Below are 25,409 nucleotides of genomic sequence, written 5' to 3' on the forward strand. Positions count from 1 at the left end.
TGTCGCGCTTAGTCGTACCCACTGCGCTCGCTCTATTTTCTGGTTTTGCGCATGCCGTTATCGGAAAACCGGTTCCCACTTTTCCGCGACATGCTTATTCGATCAGCAAAGCGTCATCATCGAGCGTCTGCCCACGCACTTTGCGGAACATCTCGATGAGGTCTTCAACGCCCAGCGTCTTGCGCTTGTCGCCGGTAACATCAAGCAGGATCTTGCCGCCATGCAGCATGATGGTGCGGTCGCCATAATCGAGCGCCTGACGCATGGAATGCGTGACCATCAATGCTGTGAGCTTGTTTTCCGAGATCAGCGTGCGGGTCAGTTCCATGACGAACTCAGCCATGCCCGGATCAAGGGCTGCGGTATGTTCGTCGAGCAGCAGAACTTCGGAACCGGCGAGAGTGGCCATGATCAGCGAGAGCGCCTGACGCTGACCGCCGGAGAGAAGCTCCATGCGATCCTGCATGCGGTTTTCGAGGCCGAGGTTGAGGCTTGCCACACGTTCGCGGAACCATTCGCGGCGCTTGGAATTGAGCGCATGGGTGAGGCCACGGCGCGTACCACGCGATGCGGCCAGTGCAAGATTTTCTTCAATCGTCAGCGTCCCGCAGCTGCCTGCGAGCGGGTCCTGAAACACGCGGGCCACAAGACCGGCACGTTCGGCTGTGGATTTGCGCGTTACATCCTGTCCGCTGATCACAACCTTGCCAGCGGTTGGGATGACATCGCCTGCCAGAACGCCGAGCATGGTCGATTTACCGGCACCGTTGGAGCCGATCACGGTGACGAACGAGCCCTGATCCATCGTCAGATTGATCTTGTTGAGCACCTGCTTTTCGAGCGGTGTCCCACGACCGAAAATGACCTCGAGATTGGAAACTTCGATCATGATGATGCTCCTCCACGGCGCAGGCGCGGCAAGATCAGTGCGAAGGTGACGAGAAGCGCTGTAGCGATATTGAGGTCGGAAGCCTGAAGCCCGACGATACTGCCATTGGAAAGCGCAAGCTGGATGGCGATACGATAGATGATCGAACCCAGGACGCAACCGATGAGAATGACAAGGATGAGACGCGTGCGCAGCAGTGTTTCACCGGTGATCACAGCGGCCAGACCGACAACGATCGTGCCAACGCCTGATGTTACGTCTGCAAAGCCGTTTGTCTGGGCGAATAACGAGCCGCCAAGCGCCACGAGCGCGTTGGAGAGGGCCATGCCCAGATAAATCTGGCGGTCGGTGCGTACGCCCTGCGCACGGGCCATTTTCGGATTGGCACCGGTTGCGCGCATGGCAAGGCCCATGTCGCTTTCAAGGAAACGCCAGACGAGGAAAACCGTGACAGCAACAAGCACGAAAAGGAATGCCGGACGCACATAATATTCAGGAATGCCATGACCGAAGAACGGTGAGAGCATCGTGTCCTGATTAATCAGGGCGATATTCGGACGTCCCATGACGCGCAGATTGACTGAAAACAGCGCGATCATTGTGAGAATGGAGGCCAGAAGATTGAGAATCTTGAAGCGCACATTGAGCGTTGCTGTCACAAGTCCTGCAAGCGAGCCTGCAATCATCGAAACAGCAGCTGAAAGCCAGGGGTTCCACCCAGCAATGATCAGAACGCCAGTCACGGCAGCACCAAGCGGGAAGGAGCCGTCCACGGTCAGATCGGGGAAATCGAGCACGCGGAAAGCCAGATAGACGCCGATGGCGACGAAAGAGAAGACGAGGCCCAATTCGACCGCACCCCAGAAGGCGATCTGACTCACATTGAGATTCCTTGTTCTTTGCCGTGGCTGAAAATGAAGATGGGTCTTATTCCGACACACATCAGTCATTGGCTTTTGCGACATGCGGACAATCTGTCCATTCATATCCAAAAGACCTTGCTTCAATCACGACCGGTTTTGGTCTGAGTTGGCTTCCGGTGATCTCCGTCACCTGAAACATTTCCCCGGTTTGATGCTTAGAGCGGCTTGCTTCCGATCGGTTGCATGACGCACGCTCTGACAATTGAATTATGCATTTCCGCATTGATTGCGGTTGTTCTGGCTATATCGTTTTCGGGATACAACTCAAAAAGCGGTAACACGCAAGCATTATCGCTGCAAATGCGCCAAAAAGCGCCATTCTGTGCGCCTGTTACAACATTCAGTCTGCTGTCCGTTAAAACCGTCTCCGGAACGCCGCTTTTCGGAATAGGCTTTTTAAAGAACAGGTGGGTACGGCGTTTGCGTATCTGAGCCTGAGCAGCAATCTGCGGTGAGTAGCAAATGACCCGCCGGTTCGACATTGCACGATCGACCGGTATGCCGCGTACGGCCTGAGTTTCTTGAAGGTCAATATAGGAGACGGGATAAGACACGTAAAAGAAGACCGTATGCAGGATGACACTTTCAGGAAAATGTACCCTTTTTGAAATCGACGGTCATACGCATCCGCCTCACCGAATGATACGCACTGACGCTGACGTAGCTCAGCAGAAATGAAAATTCCGCAGCAATACTTGAAAGATTGGTCTCATAAAATAGCAGGTTTAGATCAATGAGATTCGCTCTTATGGTTGGTGGCACTGTATCAATTCTATTGGTCTGATTCCGACATTTTCAATCAATTCCGTATCGCCACAAGAGGTTTCAAACGCATTATATACTGCATGATGGAGGATACTTTGAAGCTAGTCTATGTAATTGTAATATCAATCATAAATATTATTTTATTCAATAATTTAACATATTCACAAACAGCGCCAACAGTAACTTGTTCAACAAAAGGCACGAAGAATAATTTATTCTATATTGTATATTTACGTACTACTGATAAACCTGCTGAGCCGGAAACGCTTCTTTTTATAAACGGCTTCTCACGAGCAAGTATTATTGTTACTCCTGATGAAAATACTAAACCACCTGCTTTTGCACGTATAGATGGTGATTTACCAAACGACAGTCATATACAAAGAGCTTTTGAAAAAAGTCCGAGACAATCTGGCATTCAGAAGACTGTATTGTTTGATATTTATTTTCCAATGCTTAGAGGAATGAATAATCTTTCTATATCATTATATCCCAGCGGCACCGATCCCAAAAATATTACTGAGAATACACCAGGTGTAAGATGTAATATTCCACTAAATGCAACACTTGAAGCCAGCGCTCTGTTGTTGAATCAAGATAATAAAGAAAGAAATGTCAGGGTATTTCAAGTTGCGAATGCAGTTCCAGGAAATGCAGAAGGGAACAAGTCCGTTGAATATTTTTGGACAGGTCGAGACCTGAAAAACCCTAGCACCATAATTAGAAATGCAATAGCGCACGTAACAGAAGAGCATGATACTTTCTTAATAAAGTCTTTGATGTTTCGGCAAAGAGATTCGTCAACATCAGCCTTTACGGATCTGCCTATATTTATAGATCCATCTAATAGTGATAAAGCGCATTTATATTTTCTCACGGACGATACGGGAATAGCAAGATTAGACGTATTTCCGAAGTTTACACCTGCCGGTGGGCATTTAATATACTGGCCGTTTGCAGACAACACTTCGGAGGCCGCGAGAATAGTTGTTTATGATCCAACAATGCTTGCAAATGATCTTTTTGAGCCGATACCAACAAAAAATCCAGTAACAGTTTCTGCTGATAAAGCTTGTGATATACCAACGTTTAACATCAGAAATGACGATGCAAAAATAACCGAAAACGGTAGAGTATATTTATTGATTAATGAGAACTATGACAACTCTATATTTTCTTCTTCAAAAAAAACTATAACTATGAATTCCTCAAATAAATTTATTGAGACATCCAATAAAGATTTGCCGCAATCTAACACTGCGAGATACATATATGTTGCCGAAGATGGAAATGTTAACATATCGAGAAAATATTCATTCTTTGCTTATGAAGGTCGGGCGGATACGATTACAACTCAGGACAATACGGTAGTAAGTTTTTGTGAAGTAAACGCAAATATGGTGACTAGTTTTGATGTCCAATTGTTAGGATCTAAAGAAGTTCCACCTGTTGCAACTCAACCCAATGCATCTGGTCGAATTATAGCGAAATACAATGCTGCGGATCGACTTTTCGAGTGGTATGTAACTTATGCTGGTCTATCAGGCCCTCTTACTGCTGCTCATTTTCACGGTCCAGCGTCAGTATCAAGCACTGCAGGTGTCGTAATACCAATCGCTAGTGATGCATTAAATTCAGCTATCAGCGGGCGGCAAACTCTCACGAAACAGCAAGCTCAGCAACTCCTCGCAGGGCAATGGTATTTTAATGCTCATACAGCTGTAAACAAGGATGGGGAAATTAGAGGTCAGTTAGTCGCTAATTGAATCTCTTTAAGGTGGTTCTGTCGCAAAGTTATTGGTGGGCTAAATACGCTTTATCTCTGAACGCACTTATGTTGCGGTTCCACAAAGACCCGAGATGGCGATTGAAGACTGTTTGCGAACTGGTTCTTCCAGATCATATCGGCCACTTCGATACCCGCGATTTTGGCTGGGTGTAAAACATGGCTTTTCTTGCGCGCATCTCATCCGGCGGAAGCGGGATCGGATAGTAGTCCAATGAACTAGTTTCACCGCCTAGACGTTTCACACACATCTGGATGGGCTTCAAAGAAAAGGGCGGGAGATCATCCCGCCCTTTCTAATTACAATCTTGAGACCGATTATTCGACCTTGCTGGTCGCGCGGTCGATTACTGCCTGTGGAAATTCGACGCCCATCTTCTTGGCTGCAGAAAGATTGATGACGAGGTCGGTTCCCTTGGCGATGTCGACAGCGATATCACCTGGCTTTTCACCGTTGAGGATCTTGACCACGACAGCACCAGTCTGCTTGCCAACGTCGTAATAGTTGAAGCCGAGAGCAGCCAGCGCACCGCGCTTGACCGAATCCGTATCAGCGGTGAAGAGCGGAAGCTTGCTTTCTTCAGCAACGCCAACGGCACTTTCAAGAGCCGAAACGATGGTGTTGTCGGTTGGAACATACATGGCGTCCGCACGGCCCACGAGGGCACGCGCTGCACCCTGAACTTCTGCCGACTTGGTTGCAGCCGATTCAACGATTTCGATGCCTTCTGCGGAAGCGGCTTCTTTCAGCGCTGCCAGAAGCGAGACCGAGTTGGTTTCACCGGAATTATAGAGATAGCCTAGTTTCTTGATATTCGGCATCACTTCCTTGATGAGCTTGATGTGCTCGACAACTGGCGACATATCGGAAAGACCGGTCACGTTACCGCCCGGCTTTGTCATGTCCTTGACGAGCTGTGCGCCGACAGGATCGGAAACAGCGGTAAAGACAATCGGAATATCACGCGTTGCAGAAACAACAGCCTGCGCCGAAGGTGTCGAGATCGGGACGATGACATCCGGAGCTTCGCCAACAAACTGGCGTGCGATCTGGGCGGCCGTTGCCGGATTGCCCTGAGCGGACTGATAGACGAATTTAAGATTTTCGCCTTCCTTGAAACCGGCTTCAGCCAGCGCATCCTTCACGCCGTCGCGTGCGGCATCAAGTGCCGGATGTTCAACGATAGCAGTAACGGCGACCGTTACATCCTTGGCCTGTGCGTGAGTGGCGATAGCCGTTGCGGCCAGCAAGGCCAGAAGCATAGAACGCATAAAAATCTCCCCTGTTTTAGTGCGTTGCCTGTTTGGGCATTTCGTGGACATTGACCTTTCATCCAATCTCAAACTCTATGTTGGGCCCAAAATCTATGTTGGGATGGAAGGTCAATCCGCCTCATATCGAGGCTTAATCTGGTCTGTTTGGGCTGTCAACGTGTCGTCATCGCGTTGTCAGCACGTTGTCGGCATCGGGCAATACTTTGCCCGTTATATTCCGTTTCATGAACACTGTGTTCAGGGCCCTTTCAATGACTATCGCCTGCCGCCATATTCTGACAAAACTGATGAAAAGTGCCACTGCACAACGTTTGAAGCATAAGCCTGCCGGTCCGCGTTTGACGGTGGTTGGATTGTGCTCTGAGGAACATAGTCATGAAAAAAATAGGCTTTCTGTCATTCGGCCACTGGTCGCCTTCGCCGCAGTCTGGCACTCGTTCTGCGGGCGATGCGCTTCTGCAATCGATAGACCTTGCTGTTGCGGCCGAAGAGCTTGGCGCAGATGGCGCGTATTTCCGCGTGCACCATTTCGCCCGTCAGCTGGCTTCACCGTTTCCGTTGCTTGCGGCTGTTGGTGCCAAAACCAGCAAGATCGAGATTGGCACCGCTGTCATCGATATGCGTTATGAAAACCCGCTTTATATGGTTGAAGATGCAAGTGCTGCCGATCTTATCTCCAAGGGTCGACTGCAGCTCGGCATCAGCCGCGGTTCACCTGAACAGGTGATCGATGGCTGGCGCTATTTCGGTTATGAGCCTGAAGAGGGCATGACCGATGCCGATATGGGCCGCAAGCATGGTGAAGTGTTCTTTGAAGCGCTGAAAGGCGAAGGCTTTGCCCAGCCCAACCCACGGCCAATGTTTCCGAACCCTCCAGGGCTTCTGAAGATCGAGCCGCATTCGGAAGGCCTTCGCGATCGTATCTGGTGGGGCGCTGCATCGGATGCCACGGCAATCTGGGCTGCAAAGCTTGGTATGAACTTGCAAAGTTCTACCCTGAAAAAGGATGAATCCGGCGAGCCTTTGCATATTCAGCAGGCCAAGCAGATCCGCGCTTATCGTGAAGCATGGAAAGAAGCCGGACACACCCGCACGCCGCGTGTTTCGGTAAGCCGCAGCATCTTCGCGCTGGTTGATGACCGTGATCGGGCATATTTTGGTGGCGGTAGCAACGAGCAGGATTCGATCGGCTACATTGAAGAGGATTTGCGCGCCGTCTTTGGCCGCTCCTATGCGGCTGAACCGGATAAGCTCATCAAGCAACTCGAGAAGGATGAGGCTATTGCCGAGGCCGATACGCTGCTTCTGACTGTCCCAAACCAGCTGGGCGTTGATTACAATGCGCATGTCATTGAATCGATCCTGAAGCATGTTGCGCCAGCCCTTGGCTGGCGGTGATATTGCACCCTCGACTTGAAAAGCCTCGCGGCATGTTGTGCCGCGAGGCTTTTTATTTCTAGGTCAGAAATTTCCAGAAACACGGACCATGGCTCCGAACGCATTGCCGCGCGACACAGTTCGGGCGACATAGGGCGTCAAGGAAAGATCGACAGCATCATTGAAGGCATAGCTCAGACTCGTCCATGCAGAGCCTCTGATATGAGAAAAGTCTGAGTTGAGCTTTAGCGCGCCGATGTAATCAGCCGTCGCGTTAAAAACCGGGTCTTTATGTGCAAGATCCTGCTCGATTTCCAGATTGATCAACCACCGGATCTTGTCGGTCAGAGGCATGCTGTAATTAGCACCCGCATAGACAGTGGTCAGCGCGAACTTCATATCGCTATAGCTGAACGGGAACAGCGCATTGCTTTCGGTATAGCCGTCCATCGACAGATTGCTGTAACGCAGACCGCCATAATAGCCGAGGCGGGCATTATGGAAATTCAGATTGTCTTTTCGTCCCAGCTCCAGTGCAGTGCTCCAGCCTTGCAGCCTGCTTTCGCCGGTTCCGACTTCGGTATAGGGGAGAACGGGCCGGGTGATATCTGTATCGTAGCGATTGGCTGCGAGACTTGCTCGCACGTACCAGTCCCCAATGGCGGTTTTGTCTTTCCACTGTGCATAGAGACCGCCACCGAAATTGTCTCTTCCCGTGTCAAAACCGTCAGGCTGGTCGCGCCAGAATGAATGGGCGACAGTGACGCCTGCTGAAAAGTTGTCGGTAAACCCGTGACCGAGCGTAAAGCCTGAAAGCAAATCTTTTTGGCCACCAAACCCACTGATATCGGTAAACATCGAATAGCAGGTCTGGCGTGCGCGCTCGACATCGCAAAAATTCTGCAATTTGTTGAGTGTCAAACGCTGCGCTTCCATGGCGGAGAAACTGTTGTTCGCCAGCGAGAAGACTGTAGTTGCAGTGTGGTCGAGGTCTATGACCGCCGGCGAGGTTTCAGGCTCTTTTACAGGCGGATTTTCCCCCGATGGCGTTTCTGGACTGGAGCCGGGGTTATAGCCCGTTCCGGGATTGGTTTCAGGCTCTGTCAGTGGTGTTCCGGTATCCGGTTTTGGGAACTTCCATAATGTCGCGTGAAGTGCACCGTCAGCGGTTTCTGCGGTCCCGGCTATCACGCTACCATCATTGGAAATATCCCACGCGATAGCATTATTGCCTCCGATGGTGCCCAAATCGATCATACCGTCGCTTGCTGTCCACCGGAAAGCACGAAGCGCCATGCTGTCCGTGTAACTGTAGCCAACCACAGTCGAGCCGTCGTCGGACATACTCAGAGCATGGGAAAGCCCGCCGCCAAGCGAGTTAAGGCTGATCATGCCGGTTTCCTGTGTCCATCGGAAAGCCTGATTATCGCTGCTATTGAAAATGGCCGAACCCACGATAACGGTGCCATCATAGGACACGAGATTGGCAAGGCTTTCGTGGACATTTGTATGCGTGTTGATGTCGACCATACCGGTTTCCAGAGTCCATCGAAACGCATGTTGCTGGCTTGCAGCGGTGTCGCTGGCGCCAACAATCACAGAACCATCTGCTGAAACGCCGCGCGCTGTCGAATTGTTGCCGCCCAGTGTCTGCAGGCTGACCATGCCGGTGCTTTCAGTCCAGCGGAAAGCGTTTGTTTCAGAGGTGGCCATAGTGCTGTAACCGACAATCGTGCTGCCATCGGCGGAAATCGCATGCGAGAACGACGATGGTCCACCGAGAGTTCCAAGACCGGTTATGCCATCCTGTAAGGTCCAGCGGAAAGCATTGGTCTTGGTGTTTCCGACGAGATAGCTATCGCCCGCAACAACAGTCCCATTCGCCGAAACCCCAGCAGTATAGGACGCATTTCCTCCCAGAGTACCAATGTCGTGCATGCCTGTTTCATGCGTCCACCAGAATGCGTGCGATTCAAGCGGACTGGCAGAACTTACACCTATTGCTGCAAGGCCATTCGCTGATATTGCCTGAAGCGAAGCTTCATCGGAATCGCTTAGCGAACCAATATCGCATATGCCATCCTTGGTGATGACAAAAGATTTGTCGAAAGAGCCGTTCGAAGACTGACGCCTTACGCCAAATACCTTGCCGTCAGCGGATATACTCACAGCATCGGCCCGTATGCCCCCGAAAGAGCCGTGGACCTCATAAACAGGGGTTTCCGCCCAAGATTGAGATCCGTAAAATGAAAGTATTATCGAATTTATAAATAGATTATATTTTTTCATTAAAGTATTAACTCTCTATTAGAGCTTTATAAATTTAGGATAAATATCCTCTATCTATTATATATTGATTCCAATTAAACGAGTATTGGAATTTTATGCATAAAATTGGATTATTATTGAATTCGAAGGAATAATTCTGGACCTGTTTCGATCAGAAAAGAGGCGCGTTAAAACATTTCCAGCAAAACCGCTTCGCATCTCTGGCTCAAACGCTGTCGTTCAGGGCTAGTTTAGAGCGCATCCCGAAAAGTGTGAAACGGTTTTCGGACAAAGATGCGCGTTAAAACAGATAATTAGAGCGCCGATCTGGTCCAATCAGATCGAAACGCGCTCTAAGCCATAGACCGCGAGAAGATGTTTCATACGGGCGGTAGCCAGTTCCGGCAGATCGAAAACATTTGCTTGATCAGCAAGGCGGAAAATATCTGCATAATGGAGAATACTACGGGCTGATTGCATTCCTGCTGGCATCGTGAAATGGCTCTGGTGGCCGTTGAGCCAGGCAAGGAAAACCACGCCAGCCTTGTAATATTGCGTTGGTGCCTCAAAGATTTTCCGCGACAGAGGAACTGTCGGCTTGATGATCGTGCGGAAACGCTCCGTGTCTCCATTGGCAAGATGTGCCAATGCGCTGGAAGCCTGTGGTGCGACCGCGTCGAAAATACCAAGCAGTGCATGGCTGTGCTTGTCGCCGTCGCCTTCGATCAGCGGTGCATAATTGAAATCATCGCCCGTGAAACACAGCACGCCTTCTGGGAGGCGGTTGCGGAGTGCGATTTCATAGCGTTCTTCGAGTAGTGAAATCTTGATGCCTTCAACCTTGTGGCGATTGGCTTCTATGATGTTGATGACGGTATCAAGCGCGTCTTCAAACTTGTCCGAACCCCAATAGCCTTTGAGTTGTGGGTCGAACATATCGCCCAGCCAGTGCAGCACCACTTTTTCGCGCGCGTTGGTGAGGATTTGGTTGTAAACCTTGACGTAATCTTCAGGCGAGCGGGCGATACGCGCTAAGGCGCGGCTGGCCATGAGAATGAAACGACCGCCGTGTTTTTCGATGAATTCAGCCTGTGTCTCATAGGCTCTAATCACGTCATCAAGGCTCTTTGCGTCTACTGGGTCGAGATGATCAGTTCCGGCGCCGCAGGCGAGATCGGCACCCGCAACAGTCTTGCTTTCTGCAATCGAGCGGCGGATCAGTTCCTGCGCACCGGCCCAGTTAAGCCCCATTCCGCGCTGCGATGTATCCATCGCTTCCGCAATCTGGAAACCAAGGCTCCACAAGTGATGGCGGAAAGCCATTGTCACATCCCAATCAATGGCTGGACCACTCTGGGGATGAATATCTTTGAGCGGGTCTGAAACCACATGCGCCGCAGCATAGGCAATACGGTTGAAGCGGGGTGGTGAGGTGGGTCTTGGTGTCGGTGTGCCGATCAAGCGATAGGGTTTTACGCTGCCGTCAGCGAATGGCAGGGTCAGCACGTTTTCCGATGATGCGCTCATGTCAGTCCTCCAACTCCACGTTGGCATGAATAATTTAGATCGTTCCAAATTTCAAGATATAGCTGTAAAGTGAGGCTTGAGGCTCTATTTTTCCATTTTAGCACTGCGAAATGCATTAAGAATTGCGGCAAACTGACGTCAAAAATATGGCCATTTCGTGATAACCGAAAGGCGTTGACAAATTTGGATCGTTCCAATTAACTTAAGAGCGCAGGAGACAAATATGAGCAAGAGCAGCATTACGGTCATTGATATCGCACGCGAAGCAGGCGTGTCGAAATCGACCGTGTCGCTTGTTCTGCGTGACAGTCCGCTTGTTCATGCCGAGACCCGCGCCAAGGTTCAGGATGCGATTAAGAAGCTCGGCTATGTTTATAATCGCTCAGCCGCCAATCTCCGTCAGTCGAAATCCAAGATCATCGGGCTGGTGGTTAATGATCTGACTAACAGCTTCTTTGCCGAGCTTGCGGTGGGGGTTGATCGTGTCATGCAATCGGCCGGTTATGTGCAGTTTCTGGCCAATACGGCTGAAAGCATTGATCGTCAGCGCGAGGTGATTGCTTCGATGCGCGAGCATGGCATTGCGGGGCTGATCGTTTCGCCTGCGCGTGGCACCGAGGCTAGTGATCTAAAACCATTGGCAAAAAGCGGCCTGCCGGTTGTTCAAATGGTGCGCGATGTGCCGGGATCGGGGGTTTCTTCTATCCTGTCCGATAATCGCGGCGGCGTGGCAAAAGCGGTGGAGCATCTGGTTTCGCTGGGGCATCGGACAATCGCTTTCATGGGCGGCTATGCCGATACAGCTGTTTTTGCTGAAAGAGTTGCTGGCTATCGTGCGGGTCTTGAGCAGGCTCAAATTGTGTTTGATGATGCGCTGGTTTTCACAAGTGCGCCTTCACGTGCGGGTGGTGTCGAGGCTCTTGAGCATATGTTGCGGCACGGCATGAAACCGACGGCTGCTGTGTGCTTCAATGATGCTGTGGCTTTCGGTGTCTGCGATGGTTTGCGCGCTGCAAATCTTGAGCCGGGCCGGGATTTCGGGGTGGTGGGTTTTGACGATGTGATCGAAGCCAAGACGGCTGTTCCGGCGCTGACGACTGTGGCTGTTGACCCGCAAGGTTTGGGAGAACGTGCGGCACAGCTTTTGCTGAAACAAATTAATTCGGAACGGGTGGAGGCGGAGGCGCAGCGCTTGGCGGTGCGTCTTGCGGTGCGTGCAAGTTGCGGTACGCAATCTAAAAAGGAGGAGAAATTCGAATGGCAAAGTGGGGCCTTATAGGCGCAAGCACCATTGCAAAAGAATGGGTGATCGGAGCTATTCGCGCTACCGGCGGTGAAGTTGTGTCCGTTTACAGCACCAATGCTGCGCGTGGCGAGGCCTATGCCCGTGAGAACGGGATTGCCCGCTCTGTAACAAGCCTTGACGAGCTGTTGTCCGATCAGGAAATCGACGCGGTCTATATTTCCACCACCAATGAATTGCATCGCGATCAGACGATTGCGGCGGCCAAAGCGGGCAAGCACATTCTCTGCGAAAAGCCGCTGGCACTGACGATTGGTGATGCCCACGAAATGCTGAAAGCCGTGCGTGAAGCGGGCGTTGTGGCGGGCACCAATCATCACTTGCGCAATGCTGCAAGCCACCGCGCCATGCGTGATGCTATCGCTCAAGGCAAGATCGGCAAGGTGCTTGCCGCGCGGGTTTTTCACGCGGTTTATCTGCCGCCGCATTTGCAGGGCTGGCGCATCGAACGATCCGATGCCGGCGGCGGCGTCATTCTCGATATTACCGTGCATGATGCCGATACGTTGCGTTTTGTGCTGGGTGAAAATCCGGTTGAGGCGGTGGCTTTCAGCCAGCAAGGCGGCTTAAGCGGTAAAGGCATCGAAGACGGTGTGATGGGCGCACTGCGTTTTCCTTCCGGCGCGATTGCCCAGTTCCACGATGCCTTCACTACCAAATATGCGGAAACCGGCTTTGAAGTGCATGGCAGCGAAGGCTCGCTCATTGCACGCAATGTCATGACGCAGAAGCCGGTCGGGACCGTCACCCTGCGGGACAAGGACGGCGAGCGCGAATTGCCGCTTGATCATAAGAACCTCTACGAAACTGCTCTGCTGGCCTTCCACGAGGCTATGGCTGGCAAAGGGCAGCCTTCCGCTACATTGGTCGACGGCATCTGGTCGCTCGCAACGGGGCTTGCCGTCGCTGACGCCGCAAAGACCGGCAAGGCCACAGCCGTTCATTCAGGACTTTGAGAACTATGAACAAACATATTTCAGTTGCGCAAGCAGCCGCACTCATTCCCGACAACGCTGTCGTCTCAGTCTCTTCATCGAGCGGTCTTGGCTGTCCCGATCTGATGCTGAAAGCCATTGGCGAGCGTTTCGACGAGACAGGCCATCCCCAGAATATCACCACGCTGCACCCGATTGCGGCAGGCGATATGAGCGGCATCAAGGGCGTCGATTACATCGCCAAAAAAGGTCTTCTCAAAAAGATCATTGGCGGTTCTTATCCGTCAGGACCATCAAGCGCCGAGCCGCCGCTGATCTGGCAGATGATCACCAATAATGAGATTCCTGCCTATAATATCCCATCGGGCATTCTGTTCGACATGCATCGTGAGGCAGCTGCCAAGCGTCCCGGCGTGCTCACCAAAGTGGGGCTTGATACCTTCGTAGACCCGAAGCGCCAGGGATCGGCAATGAACGATAAGGCGCGTGAGGAGCCAGTTGTCAAACAGGTCAGTTTTGAAGGCGAAGACTGGCTCTATTTTCCCAATATCGTGCCGCATGTGACGATCATCCGCGCCACCACTGCCGATGAACGCGGCAATCTCACCTATGAACATGAGGGTGCTTATCTTGGCGGTCTCGATCAGGCGCTGGCTGCACGCAACAATGGCGGCATCGTCATTGCGCAGGTCAAGCGCATTGCCAAGGAAGGTACGCTGAAACCGCATGATGTGCGCGTGCCGGGCGTTCTGGTGGATTACATCGTTGTTGATCCCGACCAGAAACAGACAACACAGACGCTTTATGATCCAGCAATTTCCGGCGAGATTTTCCGTCCGCTGGATACATTCCGCTTGGCCGAATTCAATATTCAGAAGGCGATTGCGAGGCGTGTCGCACAGGAGTTGCAAGCGGGAAGTGCGGTCAATCTTGGCTTCGGCATTTCCGCCAATGTGCCGCGCATTCTGCTGGAAGAGGGTTTGCATGGCGCGGTTACTTGGGTGATCGAACAGGGTGCCGTTGGTGGCGTGCCGCTTCTCGACTTTGCCTTTGGCTGCGCGTCGAATGCCGATGCCTATATGCCGTCACCCTATCAGTTTACCTATTTTCAAGGCGCAGGCTTCGACGCCTCGCTTCTGTCCTTCCTTGAGATCGGTCGCGACGGCTCGGTCAATGTATCGAAGCTGTCATTCCGTCCGCATGTGACTGCTGGTGCTGGTGGTTTTGTCGATATTACTGCAAGGGCCAAGAAGATTGTCTTTTCCGGCATGTTCAATGCAGGGGCTAAATTGTCGGTCGCTGACGGTAAGCTGGTGATCGAGAAGGAAGGTAAGCTCAAAAAGCTCGTCAATGAGGTTGAGCATGTTACTTTCTCAGGTCCGCGTGGTGTCGAGCAGGGGCAGGATATTACCTATGTCACTGAACGCGCGGTCTTGAAGCTGACGCCGGAAGGGATTGTGCTGACCGAGATTGCGCCGGGTGTGGATTTGCAGACGCATATTCTCGATCAGGCTGAGTTCCCGTTGATTGTTTCGGATAAGCTCAAGATGATGGATGAGGCACTGTTCCGTGACCAGCCGATCGGGCTTGAATTGCCGCAAAAGCCTGCGCGAAAGCTGGAGGCTTAACATGGCTGAACGAATTGATATCAATGTCGAGAACCACATCGCGGTCGTGACGATCAGGCGGCCAGAAAAGCTCAATGCGTTTGATATTGAGCTCTTGCAGGAATTGTCTGCCGCCTGTGATCGGGTGGAAGCGGATAACAGTGTGCGGGTTGCGATCCTGACCGGCGAAGGCAAGGCTTTTTCCGCAGGCGGCGACATTAAGGCTTGGGGCGGCATGGAACCCGCAGAATTCGGCCATGCCTGGGTGCGCTACGGTCATCGCGTGTTCGAGCGGCTTGCGACTTTGCGTGTGCCGCTGATCGCAGCGATGAACGGCCATGCGCTGGGCGGTGGTCTGGAACTGGCAGGTGCCGCCGATATCCGCATTGTTGAACGACAGGCAAAAATCGGCTTGCCGGAAACATCGCTTGGCATGATCCCCGGATGGTCGGGCACGCAGCGCCTTGTGCGCCGTTTCGGTGCGCAGATTGTACGCCGCATGGTGCTGGGCGGTGAAATGTTCACAGCGGACGAAGCACTGTCGCATGGGCTGGTCGATGCTGTGGTGGAGACGGGTGCAGCCCTGCAGGCGGCGCAGGACTATGCGGCGCGGGTGGCCAAGCGCGGACCGGCTGCGCTGGAAATTTCCAAACTGATGCTTTCCATCGCCAATGGCGAGGATAATGGCACTGCGGTCGAGGCGCTGGGTTCAATACTCGTTGCAAAGACCGGTGATCTGAAAGAAGGCGTGCGCTCGTTTACCGAAAAGCGCGAAGCGAATTTTGAAGGAAAATGGTGATGAGCGTAGTCGTAAAACCGCAGCCGCTGAATGGGCTTGAAGTTCGTGAATTCTCGATGCTGATTGATGGTAAATGGGTTGGAAGCCAAAGCGGCGAGACTATTGAACGCGTAGCGCCCGGCCATGGCGTCACGGTAAGCCGCTATCCTGCTGGCAACAAGGCCGATGTGGAACGCGCGGTTGCGAGCGCGCGTAAGGCTTTCGATGACGGGCGCTGGTCGTCTAAAACCGCATCGCAGCGTTCGTTGACTTTGCTGAAGGCCGCCGATCTGATTGAAGCACGGGCGGAAGAGCTTGCCTATCTCGATGCGATTGAAGCCGGCAAACCAATTTCTCAGGTGCGCGGCGAAATTGCCGGTTCCGTGGATATCTGGCGCTATGCGGCAGCGCTTGCGCGCGATCTGCATGGTGAAAGCTATAACAATCTGGGCGATGGTACGCTGGGCGTCGTGCTGCGCGAGGCAATTGGCGTTGTTTCCATCATTACGCCTTGGAATTTCCCGTTCCTGATCGTAGGCCAAAAGCTGCCATTTGCGCTTGCGGCGGGTTGTACGGCGGTGGTGAAGCCTTCGGAACTCACATCGGGTTCGACATTGTTACTCGGCGAAATTCTGACTGAGGCAGGCGTCCCTGACGGTGTCGTCAATATCATCACCGGAACGGGCGCTGATGTCGGCCAGCATATGAGCACGCATCCGGATGTGGACATGGTGTCGTTCACCGGTTCCACTGGCGTCGGCAAACTGACTATGGCCAATGCGGCGCAGACGCTGAAGAAAGTATCGCTGGAGCTTGGCGGCAAAAATCCGCAAATCCTGTTCCCGGATGCGGATATGGATGCCTTTATCGACGCTGCGGTGTTCGGGGCATGGTTCAATGCGGGCGAGTGCTGCAATGCCGGTTCGCGGTTGATCGTGCATCGCTCGATTGTCAATGAGATCGTGGGGCGCGTCGCCGATCTATCGAAAAAGGTGATCGTTGGTGATCCGCTCGATGTCAGCACGCAAGTCGGCGCGATCATCACGCCGCAGCATCTTGAAAAGGTCGGTGCCTATGTCGATCAGGCTAAAAAGGCCGGCGCTGCAATTGCTCATGGCGGCGATGTGCTGGATCTCGGCCTTGGCCAATATATGGGACCGACCATCATTGCAGGCGTGAAAGCCGACATGGCTGTGGCGCGTGAAGAAGTGTTCGGGCCGGTTCTGTCGGTGCTTTCCTTTGACACGGTGGATGAGGCAATTTCGATTGCCAATGCGGTTGAATATGGCTTGTCGGCTGGCGTGTGGAGCCGCGATTTCGACACTTGCATGAACATTGGTCGCAAGGTGCGGGCGGGCACGGTCTGGATGAACACTTTCATGGATGGCACACCAGAACTGCCTTTTGGTGGTTATCGACAATCGGGTCTGGGCCGCGAGCTGGGCCGTCATGCGGTGGAGGATTATACCGAAACCAAGACGCTCAACATGCATATCGGCGCGCGCACCGGCTGGTGGATGCCGCAGGCTAAGTAGGGAGTGACGGCTTTGGGAGGACAGCCGGATATTGTGATCATCGGATCAGGTATCGGCGGCGCAACAATGGCCGTCGGTCTTGCCGCATCAGGTGCGGACATTCTGATTTTGGAGGCTGGTGAGCGGCTTGCTGACAGGCCGGAAAACCGCGACCCACGCGCCATTTTCCAGCGTGGTTTCTTTCGCCCGAAAGAGTTCTGGTATGAGACGGACGGCACGCCGTTCAATCCCGGAAATTATTACAATGTCGGCGGCAATTCCAAATTCTATGGCGCGGTGCTGGCGCGTTATCGCCGCGAGGATTTTGAGGAGCTTGCGCATCTTGAAGGCGTGTCTCCGGCATGGCCTTTTGGCTATGATGAACTTGAGCCCTGGTATTGCAAGGCGGAAGCGCTTTTTCAGGTGCGCGGCGAGCTTGGCGATGACCCGACCGAGCCGTATCATTCAAAGCCTTATTCTTATCCTGCAATCAATGATGAACATCCGATTGCCGATGTACGTGAGCGGTTGAAAAAGGCAGGGCTGCATCCGGCTTCCTTGCCACTGGGTGTTGATATCGAGCGCTGGCTGGCAAAGGCCAAAACGCCGTGGGATGCGCATCCCAACAGCAATGACGGCAAGATGGATGCGGAGACTTGTCCGTTAGCACTTGCGCTCAAACATCCAAATGTCCGGCTTGAAACATCCGCGCGGGTAACGAAGCTGGAAGCCGGGCCCGACGGAAAGACCATCACGGCAGTTCATTATGTGAAGAACGGCGAGGCGCTGGTCCTGCGTCCCAAACTGGTCATTCTTTCAGCGGGTGCGGTGCAGTCGGCAGCGCTTTTGCTGCGATCCGGATTGGCGAACCGTTCCGATCAGGTGGGCCGCAATTTCATGAACCACAATGCAAGTGCGGTGATCGGGTTTGATCCGCGCTATCGCAATGACAGCGTTTACCAAAAAACGTTTGGCTTCAATGATTATTATCTCTCGGATGGGGCTGGCGGGCCGCCCCTTGGCAATGTGCAATTGCTGGGGCGGGTTTCAGGCGCGATCCTGAAATCCAATATGCAGCGAGTGCCGGAATGGCTTTTGAACCGCATTGCCGGACACACCATTGATTTTTACGCGATGAGTGAGGACCTGCCATCGCCAGAAAGCCGCGTGAGCGTGGATGGTGATCGCATCATTCTGCATTGGGTGCGTACCAATTGGAAAGCGCATCTGATGCTGGTTGATAAGCTCAAATCCGCGCTCAGGCAGGCGGGCTTTCCAATTGTGCTGTCGCGGGCCTTTGACCGGCGAACACCATCGCATCAATGCGGCACGGTACGTATCGGCAATAATCCAGCAACAGCGCCACTTGATCCTTATTGCCGTGCTTATGACCATCCCAATCTCTATGTGGTCGATGCGTCGTTCCTACCGACTTCGGCGGCGGTCAATCCCGCGCTGACGATTGCTGCGCAGGCTCTGCGCGTTGCTGATCACATTCATGCGGAGGTACTGGCATGAGCCGTCAAAGACCTGTGGCACTTGTGACTGGCGGGCGGCGTGGTATCGGGCTTGGCATTGCCCGCGCTTTAGCCGCCAAAGGGTTTGATCTGGCGATTACCGACCGTGAACGTGATGAGGCGGTTATCCATGAATTGCGCGGGCTTGGGGGAAGGGTGGCTTTCTTTGAAAGCGACCTGGCATCTATCGAAACGCACGAAGCGACGGTTGCAGCCGTTGTGAATGAGCTTGGGGGCATCGATTGTCTGGTCAACAATGCAGGCATGGGCTCAATTGAGCGCGGCGATTTTCTTGGGCTGAAGCCTGAAAATTTCGATACGATCATGGGCGTGAACCTGCGCGGCACGGTGTTTTTCACCCAGGCCGTGGTGAAGGCCATGCTGGCGGTGAACGAGGTGCGTTTTCCACGCAGCATTATAACGATCAGCTCCGTTTCGTCGGTGATGACCTCGCCCGAGCGGCTTGATTACTGCATCAGCAAAGCAGGGCTGACGGCATTCACGCAAGGACTGGCATTGCGTTTGGCTGAAGCGAGGATCGGCGTGTTCGAAGTGCGTCCCGGCATCATCCGCACCGATATGACGGCGAAAGTTGCTCAGCGTTACGACGGACTTATTGAGGGTGGTCTGGTGCCGATGAAACGCTGGGGCGAGGCGGGTGATGTCGGCGCGATTGTAGCCGGGCTTGCCGGTGGAGATTTCATTTTTGCGACAGGCTCGGCAATCAATGCCGATGGCGGCCTGTCGATTGCAAAATTATAAGGGTAAGGCGATGGATTACGATTATATCATCGTTGGTGGTGGGCCTGCCGGTTGTGTTCTCGCCAATCGATTGAGCGAAGATGCAGCGATAAAAGTGCTGTTGCTGGAAGCCGGTGGAAGCGACTGGAATCCGCTGTTTCACATGCCAGCCGGGTTTGCCAAGATGACCAAGGGTGTGGCGAGCTGGGGCTGGGAAACCGTTCCGCAGAAACACCTCAAAAATCGGGTGTTGCGCTATACGCAGGCAAAAGTCATCGGCGGCGGCTCCAGCATCAATGCGCAGATTTATACGCGCGGGAATGCAGCCGACTATGATCTTTGGGCCGGCGAAGACGGCTGTACCGGCTGGGACTACCGCCATGTGCTGCCCTATTTTAAACGTGCCGAAGACAATCAGCGTTTCAACGATGATTTCCATTCCTATGGCGGGCCGCTTGGTGTTTCGATGCCATCCGCGCCACTGCCGATCTGCGACGCCTATATCCGAGCGGGCCAGGAACTCGGCATTCCGTATAATGCGGATTTCAACGGTCGCGAACAGGCAGGCGTCGGCTTTTATCAGCTCACCCAACGCAACCGCCGCCGCTCGTCTGCATCGCTTGCTTATCTGTCCACGATCAAGGGTCGCAAGAACCTGACGATCCGCATGAATGCACCGGTGCGCAGTATCGAAATGGAGAAGACGCGCGTCAACGGCGTAACGCTGATGAGCGGGGAGATTTTGCGCGCAAGCCGCGAGGTGATTGTATCGTCCGGCGCGATTGGTTCGCCGAAACTTCTGCTTCAATCCGGCATCGGCTCCGCGGATCATCTGAAAAAGGTCGGTGTCGCGGTCAAGCATGATCTGCCGGGTGTGGGCGAGAACATGCAGGACCATCTCGACCTGTTTGTTATTGCCGAATGCACAGGCGATCACACCTATGATGGCGTGGCAAAGTTGCATCGGACGCTGGGCGCGGGCCTGCAATATATCTTTCTGCGCTCTGGTCCGGTGGCGTCCAGCCTCTTTGAAACCGGCGGCTTCTGGTATGCTGATCCGGATGCCCGCTCACCGGATATCCAGTTTCATCTGGGGCTTGGTTCGGGCATCGAGGCAGGTGTTGAGAAGCTCAAAAATGCCGGTGTAACGCTCAACTCCGCCTATCTGCATCCCCGCTCACGCGGAAATGTGCGGCTGGCATCCAGCGATCCGGCAGCTGCACCTCTGATCGATCCTAATTACTGGAGCGATCCGCATGATCGCAAGATGTCGCTTGAAGGTCTGAAGATCGCGCGCGAAATCATGAGCCAGGATGCATTGAAACCTTACGTGATGGCCGAGCGTCTGCCGGGGTCAAAGGTCGTCAGTGACGATGATCTGTTCGATTATGCTTGCGCCAATGCCAAGACCGATCACCATCCGGTCGGCACCTGCAGGATGGGTACGGATGCTATGGCTGTTGTCGATCTGGAACTTAAAGTGCGCGGTCTTGAAGGTCTGCGGGTTTGCGACAGCTCGATCATGCCGCGCGTTCCCTCGTGCAACACCAATGCGCCGACCATCATGGTCGGCGAAAAGGGTGCGGATATTATTCGCGGCTTCGATCTGCTGCCGCCAGTCGTGTTTTCATGGGAGAAAAACGAGCAGAAGCGGCGCGCAAGGATTTAGTCAGCCTTGGTTTCATCAAATGGTTCGAAACGCAGATAGCCAGCAATGCCGGAACCTTTGTAGTTCGGATTGTCGGATGGGTGGTTCACGCCGTCATTGACGGGAATAACCTTGAAGTCGAAGGGGGAAACGCCTTCGAGGCAGGCCGCATTCACGCCGAACTGGTGCGGGCTGGAGCGGCGCTGGTGGAAGGTGTAAATCCCGCATTTCGAGCAGAAGAAGTGCTTCGCGGCACCCGTATTAAACGTGTAGAGCGTCAGCGCATCTTCGCCTTCGAGAATTTCCAGTCCATCCAGATCGGCGGAGACGGCAACTGCACCGCGCATCCGGCAATAAGAGCAGGTGCAACGGCGTGCCGTGTTAAGGCCATCGGAAAGTTTCACGCGAAAGCGCACTGTTCCGCAGTGGCAGGCACCGTTGGCTACTTTGATATCGGGGTTCATGCTGGTCTCCTCTTTCAGGAAACTGATATTTCCATTTTCACAGCTTTACCATTGCCTGAAGTTGATTAAATTGCCTTTCGAGATCCTTTGGGAGGGAATTTTATGAGTGGGTTTGCGATTGTCACCGGTGGAAGCACCGGCATTGGACGGCATCTTGTTTCTGCATTTGCGGAAGCCGGATATGCGGTTGCTTTCAGCTTCAGAGGCGATGACGAGGCTGCAAATACACTTATGGAAGAAGTCGAAGCTGCGGGCGGACAGGCGTTGGGGATCGAATGCGATGTCGGTTCTGGAGTTGAGGTCGAAGAGTTCTTCGATGAAGTCTGCAGCTGGTATGGTGATGCACCGGACGTACTCGTCAACAATGCCGGTATCCAGACTTGGGCGCCGTTGCTGGAGCTTTCCGAGGAAGGCTGGGACGATGTGATCCGCACCAATATGAAAGGCTGCTTTCTGAACACGAAAGCCGCTGCCAAGAGGATGGTTGACGTCGGTAAAGGCGGAGCAATTATCAATATCGGTTCGGGCTGTAACAAGCTCGCATTCCCGAAGCTCGTTTCCTACACGGCGTCCAAGGGCGGGATTGAGCAGTTTACCAAAGTGTCTGCCGTGGAACTTGGGCCGCATGGTATTCGCGTCAATTGCGTGGCTCCCGGTGCGATTTACAATGAGCGTACCGCCCAGGAACAGCCTGACTATGCAGCAACATGGGGCCGGATCACGCCACTGCGACGGGTTGGAACCGTGGAAGACCTTTCCGGTCCGGTGCTGTTTCTGGCGTCTGATGCTGCGCTTTTTGTTTCGGGCCAGACTATCTGGGTCGATGGCGGCCTGTTTTCACAAGCCAACTGGCCTTATGGGGCGTGAGGAAAATTAGACCGGGTCCCACTTTTCGGAATGCGCTTTATCGTCCGCGCATTTGTGCGCCCGCGTCTTTCGAGAAGCGAAGGTTCCAGAAGGTGGCCGTCAGCGATATGCCGGTCACAATAAAGAAAGCCATAGAGAAATCCGATGTCAGCGGTACGTCGCGCTCATGCCAGGCCATGGACGTGTGAAGCGCGAGGGCGCCGATACAAACGCCGAAAGAAAGCATGAGTTGCTGGAAGGTTGAATAGAAGCTGTTGGCCGAGCTCATCTGCTTTTCATCAACCTTGTCATAGGCAACCGTATTATAGGCTGTGAACTGAAACGACATCAAAAAGCCGGACACGAACAGCACGGCAAAGATCAGCCAATGCGGCCATTCAGGGCTGAACAAACCGCAGATTGCGTAACTGCATGACGAGAATATGCCGTTTACAACCAGTGACGAGCGGAAGCCGAACCGGCGAATGATTTTAGGCGCAAAGGCTTTCATGGTCATGGAACCAAGTGCGGTCGCCAAAACCATATTGCCTGCGGATACAGCCGAAATGCCGAAGGCTACCTGCAGCATCAAAGGCAACAGGAATGGGTGCGCGCCTTGTGTGATGCGGGTGATCGAACCAGCGACCATCGAGGTGCCGAAGCTTTCAATCCGCATCAGTGAAAAATCGAGTAGCGGAGCCGGGTGGCGGCGCGAGTGAATGACGGTCGCAATCGCAAACACAATGCCAACCACAAAGAACTTGGCCGCCAAAGCGCTGGTGGTACTGGCACTTTCAAGTCCGAAAAGCAGCGCACCAAGCGCTATGCCCGACAGGATCAAACCGATAAAGTCAAAAGGTTCTTTGGTGTCGCTTTTATATTCTCCGATATAGAGCGAGACGAAAATCATGCCCAGAATGCCAATCGGCACATTGATGTAAAAGATCCAGCGCCAGTCGAGCCAGGTCACGAACAAGCCCCCAATGGGCGGTCCGAGGATCGGACCCATAAGCGCAGGCACCAGCATCCACGACATTGCTGAGATGAGGTCCTTGCGCTCGACAGAACGGATCAGCACCAGACGTCCGACTGGCAGCATCATGGCGCCGCCAGCGCCTTGCAACAGGCGGGCAAAGACCAGAAAGGGAAGGTTCGGCGCCTGTGCGCAGAGGATAGAGCCAGCGATGAAAATACCTATCGCGAAGCGGAACACGGTTCGGGTTCCGAAGCGATCAGCGATCTTTCCGCTTGCCGGAATGAAAATGGCGAGGCTCAGAAGATATGATGTGAGCGCGACACTCATCGAGGGTGCGGCGACATCGAAATCTTTGGCCATGGTCGGCAAAGCAGTTGCGAGAATTGTCGCATCGAGTTGTTCCATCAGCATAGCACTCGCGACGATGAGGGCGATGATCCGGAAATTGCTTTTCGCTTCCAGTGACGCGCTTTGTTCACTGGTCGACGTTTCAGTTTCCTGGATGATAGTCATGGCTGCTTCAGCTTTGCAAACGCGCCGACCTGTCTTTCAAAACGGCCAGCCTAAAGGGTCGATCATCTGTGACGATCTTTTGGGAATCAATTTTCGGTCTGGGGAATGTGTCAGGAACGGTTACAAACTTACTCAGAGGATACGCGCCCAGTGGTTGGCCAAACCGTCAGAGAGATGAGAAAGCTCGCCACAAGACCGCGAGCGGGGTATAGCACAAATGGCTGGAAATCACAGGACTTCAAGATAATTTGAGCGAGATGGGATCGGCCGTTGCCGAGGGGTGAATGGTGATCCCGACTGGATTCGAACCAGTGGCCTCAAGATTAGGAATCTTGCGCTCTATCCTACTGAGCTACGGGACCAGTCATCAAAAACGCCCGGATATACCGGAGCATTTTCCGACACATACTGTTTTTCATGGCTTTCGCCAACCCCGCAAAAAGCGGGGCAGGCGCATTTCTTTGCATATCGAAAAGCGTCAGGCAGCGAGAGCGGTTTCAACCACTGACACGAAATAGCTCACGCCATAGGGAATGGCTTCGTCGTTAAAATCATAGGCAGGGTGATGCAGGCCCGGTGTGTCGCCATTGCCAAGGAAGATATATGCGCCGGGACGCGCTTCCAGCATGTAGGAGAAGTCTTCCGCAGCCATCATTGGAGCCACATCAGTTTTCACCTTGCCTTCGCCTGCCACATTCTTTGCAACGCGGGCAGCAAAGTCGGTCTGGTCGTCATGATTATAGGTAACTGGATAGTTGTTCTTGTAGCGCACGGTGATTTCCGCGCCGCTAACGGTTGCGATGCCCGCTGCCGCCTCGCGGATGCGACGTTCGGCATAGGCGCGCGTTTCCTTGCTCAGTGTACGCACGGTGCCTGAGAGTTTCGCCGTTTCCGGGATGACGTTATAAGCCTCGCCCGCATGAAACTTGGTGATGGAAATGACGAGTGAATCCAGTGGATCAATATTGCGTGCGACAATGCCCTGAATGGCAACATGCAGCTGCGAACCGGCTAGGATTGGATCAATCGTGCGGTGAGGCTGTGCGGCATGACCGCCGCGTCCCTTGATAAGCAGGTCGAACTCGTCGGTTGCGGCCATGATCGGGCCCTTGCACATGGCGAACTGGCCGACAGGAAGGCTCGGCAAATTGTGAACGCCATAGACTTCCGCAATGCCAAAGCGGTCCATCACGCCATCCTGAACCATGGCGAGCGCGCCTGCGCCGCCTTCTTCCGCTGGTTGGAAAAGCAACACGGCTGAACCGCGGAAATTACGGGTTTCAGCTAAGTATTGTGCAGCACCAAGCAGCATGGATGTGTGGCCATCATGACCGCAGGAGTGCGCTTTGCCCGGATTCTTCGAGGCCCATTCGACACCGCTGGTCTCGGTGATCGGCAGGGCATCCATATCGGCGCGCAGGCCGATGGCCGGACCATCGCCATGGCGTCCCTTGATGACCGCAACGACGCCTGAGCGCCCAACCCCGGTTTCAACAAGATCGCAACCGAATGATTTCAACTTTTCTTCGACAAAGCGTGCCGTTTCATGAACATCATAAAGAAGTTCGGGATTCTGATGCAGTTGACGACGCCATGTGGCGATCTCCGCTTGAGTTTCGACGGCACGATTGAGCACTGGCATTTCGGAAATATCCTGCAGATTCTCTTTATTCAGAAGAAACGAGAATATGACGTTTCGGTGAAAGCGGGCAATCCCTATTTGCCTTTTCCTTGCCACATGGCATAGATAAGAGCAG

At 53.4% G+C, this 25,409-nt stretch carries 19 protein-coding genes, 1 tRNA gene and 1 pseudogene; 11 read left to right on the top strand and 10 right to left on the bottom strand.

The features are described 5' to 3' along the window. Positions 1–94 precede the first annotated feature (94 nt). The 3 genes and pseudogenes from QBD00_RS05950 to QBD00_RS05960 form a co-directional block, all read right to left on the bottom strand. On the bottom strand, positions 95–889 hold the full coding sequence (locus QBD00_RS05950; RefSeq protein WP_095447678.1) for an ABC transporter ATP-binding protein: 795 nt from the start codon (positions 887–889) through the stop codon (positions 95–97). After that, positions 886–1,770 (bottom strand): ABC transporter permease, encoded by an 885-nt coding sequence (locus QBD00_RS05955; RefSeq protein ID WP_318578903.1) that lies wholly within the window; start codon positions 1,768–1,770, stop codon positions 886–888. The genes QBD00_RS05950 and QBD00_RS05955 overlap by 4 nt, the downstream gene beginning before the upstream one ends. A 452-nt stretch (positions 1,771–2,222) precedes the next feature. Further along, positions 2,223–2,439 (bottom strand): annotated as a pseudogene (locus QBD00_RS05960) (IS6 family transposase); the annotation flags it as partial. A 233-nt stretch (positions 2,440–2,672) separates the two neighbouring features. Between QBD00_RS05960 and QBD00_RS05965 the strand changes: the two are divergent. After that, the gene (locus tag QBD00_RS05965) at positions 2,673–4,343 is read left to right on the top strand and encodes a CHRD domain-containing protein (protein ID WP_318578904.1); all 1,671 of its coding nucleotides are present in this window, start codon (positions 2,673–2,675) and stop codon (positions 4,341–4,343) included. 338 nt (positions 4,344–4,681) lie between these two features. Here the strand turns inward: QBD00_RS05965 and QBD00_RS05970 are convergent, their stop codons facing one another. Beyond that, entirely contained in the window at positions 4,682–5,635 is a 954-nt protein-coding gene (locus QBD00_RS05970; protein WP_095447674.1) for an ABC transporter substrate-binding protein, read from the bottom strand. Between the two features lie 378 nt (positions 5,636–6,013). Between QBD00_RS05970 and QBD00_RS05975 the strand changes: the two genes are divergently transcribed. Further along, a complete protein-coding gene (locus tag QBD00_RS05975) occupies positions 6,014–7,036 on the top strand; it encodes an LLM class flavin-dependent oxidoreductase (protein WP_318578905.1) in 1,023 nt (340 codons plus the stop codon). Between the two features lie 63 nt (positions 7,037–7,099). Here the strand turns inward: QBD00_RS05975 and QBD00_RS05980 are convergent, their stop codons facing one another. Next, entirely contained in the window at positions 7,100–9,184 is a 2,085-nt protein-coding gene (locus QBD00_RS05980; RefSeq protein WP_318578906.1) for an autotransporter domain-containing protein, read from the bottom strand. A gap of 435 nt (positions 9,185–9,619) precedes the next feature. After that, on the bottom strand, positions 9,620–10,810 hold the full coding sequence (locus tag QBD00_RS05985; RefSeq protein ID WP_318578907.1) for a dihydrodipicolinate synthase family protein: 1,191 nt from the start codon (positions 10,808–10,810) through the stop codon (positions 9,620–9,622). Positions 10,811–11,033: 223 nt separating this feature from the next. Here QBD00_RS05985 and QBD00_RS05990 point away from each other — a divergent pair, with 223 nt between their 5' ends. Genes QBD00_RS05990 through QBD00_RS06025 form a run of 8 tightly spaced genes read left to right on the top strand, consistent with a single transcriptional unit; the run spans position 11,034 to position 20,874 of the window. Continuing rightward, positions 11,034–12,089 carry a LacI family DNA-binding transcriptional regulator gene (locus QBD00_RS05990; protein ID WP_095447668.1) on the top strand — a complete coding sequence of 352 codons (1,056 nt, stop codon included), beginning with the start codon at positions 11,034–11,036 and terminating at the stop codon, positions 12,087–12,089. After that, positions 12,068–13,069 (top strand): Gfo/Idh/MocA family oxidoreductase, encoded by a 1,002-nt coding sequence (locus tag QBD00_RS05995; protein ID WP_318578908.1) that lies wholly within the window; start codon positions 12,068–12,070, stop codon positions 13,067–13,069. The genes QBD00_RS05990 and QBD00_RS05995 overlap by 22 nt, the downstream gene beginning before the upstream one ends. Positions 13,070–13,074: 5 nt before the next feature. Then, positions 13,075–14,676 carry an acyl CoA:acetate/3-ketoacid CoA transferase gene (locus QBD00_RS06000; RefSeq protein WP_318578909.1) on the top strand — a complete coding sequence of 534 codons (1,602 nt, stop codon included), beginning with the start codon at positions 13,075–13,077 and terminating at the stop codon, positions 14,674–14,676. Position 14,677: 1 nt separating this feature from the next. Further along, positions 14,678–15,454 (top strand): enoyl-CoA hydratase/isomerase family protein, encoded by a 777-nt coding sequence (locus QBD00_RS06005; protein WP_318578910.1) that lies wholly within the window; start codon positions 14,678–14,680, stop codon positions 15,452–15,454. Further along, positions 15,448–16,968 (top strand): aldehyde dehydrogenase family protein, encoded by a 1,521-nt coding sequence (locus tag QBD00_RS06010; protein WP_318578911.1) that lies wholly within the window; start codon positions 15,448–15,450, stop codon positions 16,966–16,968. The genes QBD00_RS06005 and QBD00_RS06010 overlap by 7 nt, the downstream gene beginning before the upstream one ends. A gap of 12 nt (positions 16,969–16,980) precedes the next feature. Next, positions 16,981–18,465: a GMC family oxidoreductase gene (locus tag QBD00_RS06015; RefSeq protein WP_318578912.1), complete on the top strand. Its 1,485-nt coding sequence runs from the start codon at positions 16,981–16,983 to the stop codon at positions 18,463–18,465. Further along, positions 18,462–19,226, top strand: a complete 765-nt coding sequence (locus tag QBD00_RS06020; protein ID WP_318578913.1) for a 3-ketoacyl-ACP reductase — start codon at positions 18,462–18,464, stop codon at positions 19,224–19,226. Before QBD00_RS06015 ends, QBD00_RS06020 begins: the two co-directional genes overlap by 4 nt. A gap of 10 nt (positions 19,227–19,236) precedes the next feature. Then, positions 19,237–20,874: a GMC family oxidoreductase gene (locus tag QBD00_RS06025; RefSeq protein WP_318578914.1), complete on the top strand. Its 1,638-nt coding sequence runs from the start codon at positions 19,237–19,239 to the stop codon at positions 20,872–20,874. On the opposite strand, the gene QBD00_RS06030 is transcribed toward QBD00_RS06025, so the two are convergent. Beyond that, complete coding sequence (locus QBD00_RS06030; RefSeq protein ID WP_095447660.1) at positions 20,871–21,317, bottom strand: GFA family protein; 447 nt, start codon at positions 21,315–21,317, stop codon at positions 20,871–20,873. The genes QBD00_RS06025 and QBD00_RS06030 overlap by 4 nt on opposite strands. Before the next feature lie 102 nt (positions 21,318–21,419). On the opposite strand from QBD00_RS06030, the gene QBD00_RS06035 reads away from it, so the two are divergent. After that, a complete protein-coding gene (locus tag QBD00_RS06035; RefSeq protein WP_095447659.1) occupies positions 21,420–22,184 on the top strand; it encodes an SDR family NAD(P)-dependent oxidoreductase in 765 nt (254 codons plus the stop codon). Positions 22,185–22,221: 37 nt separating this feature from the next. Here QBD00_RS06035 and QBD00_RS06040 read toward each other — a convergent pair whose 3' ends face one another. From QBD00_RS06040 to QBD00_RS06050, 3 genes are all read right to left on the bottom strand, one after another. Then, positions 22,222–23,652 (bottom strand): DHA2 family efflux MFS transporter permease subunit, encoded by a 1,431-nt coding sequence (locus QBD00_RS06040; protein ID WP_318578915.1) that lies wholly within the window; start codon positions 23,650–23,652, stop codon positions 22,222–22,224. Positions 23,653–23,937: 285 nt separating this feature from the next. Continuing rightward, positions 23,938–24,014, bottom strand: a tRNA-Arg gene (locus QBD00_RS06045). A 116-nt stretch (positions 24,015–24,130) separates the two neighbouring features. Next, positions 24,131–25,294 (bottom strand): M20 aminoacylase family protein, encoded by a 1,164-nt coding sequence (locus QBD00_RS06050; RefSeq protein WP_318578916.1) that lies wholly within the window; start codon positions 25,292–25,294, stop codon positions 24,131–24,133. Between the last annotated feature and the right edge of the window lie 115 nt (positions 25,295–25,409).

It is taken from the genome of Ochrobactrum sp. AN78, from assembly GCF_029909885.1.
GTDB lineage: Bacteria > Pseudomonadota > Alphaproteobacteria > Rhizobiales > Rhizobiaceae > Brucella > Brucella quorumnocens.

What these genes read in the sequence shown, in the direction of transcription:
- QBD00_RS05950 (WP_095447678.1), bottom strand. Translation starts at nt 889, where the DNA reads ATGATCGAAGTTTCCAATCTCGAGGTCATTTTCGGTCGTGGGACACCG.
- QBD00_RS05970 (WP_095447674.1), bottom strand. Translation starts at nt 5,635, where the DNA reads ATGCGTTCTATGCTTCTGGCCTTGCTGGCCGCAACGGCTATCGCCACT.
- QBD00_RS05975 (WP_318578905.1), top strand. Translation starts at nt 6,014, where the DNA reads ATGAAAAAAATAGGCTTTCTGTCATTCGGCCACTGGTCGCCTTCGCCG.
- QBD00_RS05985 (WP_318578907.1), bottom strand. Translation starts at nt 10,810, where the DNA reads ATGAGCGCATCATCGGAAAACGTGCTGACCCTGCCATTCGCTGACGGC.
- QBD00_RS05990 (WP_095447668.1), top strand. Translation starts at nt 11,034, where the DNA reads ATGAGCAAGAGCAGCATTACGGTCATTGATATCGCACGCGAAGCAGGC.
- QBD00_RS05995 (WP_318578908.1), top strand. Translation starts at nt 12,068, where the DNA reads ATGGCAAAGTGGGGCCTTATAGGCGCAAGCACCATTGCAAAAGAATGG.
- QBD00_RS06000 (WP_318578909.1), top strand. Translation starts at nt 13,075, where the DNA reads ATGAACAAACATATTTCAGTTGCGCAAGCAGCCGCACTCATTCCCGAC.
- QBD00_RS06005 (WP_318578910.1), top strand. Translation starts at nt 14,678, where the DNA reads ATGGCTGAACGAATTGATATCAATGTCGAGAACCACATCGCGGTCGTG.
- QBD00_RS06010 (WP_318578911.1), top strand. Translation starts at nt 15,448, where the DNA reads ATGGTGATGAGCGTAGTCGTAAAACCGCAGCCGCTGAATGGGCTTGAA.
- QBD00_RS06020 (WP_318578913.1), top strand. Translation starts at nt 18,462, where the DNA reads ATGAGCCGTCAAAGACCTGTGGCACTTGTGACTGGCGGGCGGCGTGGT.
- QBD00_RS06025 (WP_318578914.1), top strand. Translation starts at nt 19,237, where the DNA reads ATGGATTACGATTATATCATCGTTGGTGGTGGGCCTGCCGGTTGTGTT.
- QBD00_RS06030 (WP_095447660.1), bottom strand. Translation starts at nt 21,317, where the DNA reads ATGAACCCCGATATCAAAGTAGCCAACGGTGCCTGCCACTGCGGAACA.
- QBD00_RS06035 (WP_095447659.1), top strand. Translation starts at nt 21,420, where the DNA reads ATGAGTGGGTTTGCGATTGTCACCGGTGGAAGCACCGGCATTGGACGG.
- QBD00_RS06040 (WP_318578915.1), bottom strand. Translation starts at nt 23,652, where the DNA reads ATGACTATCATCCAGGAAACTGAAACGTCGACCAGTGAACAAAGCGCG.
- QBD00_RS06050 (WP_318578916.1), bottom strand. Translation starts at nt 25,294, where the DNA reads ATGCCAGTGCTCAATCGTGCCGTCGAAACTCAAGCGGAGATCGCCACA.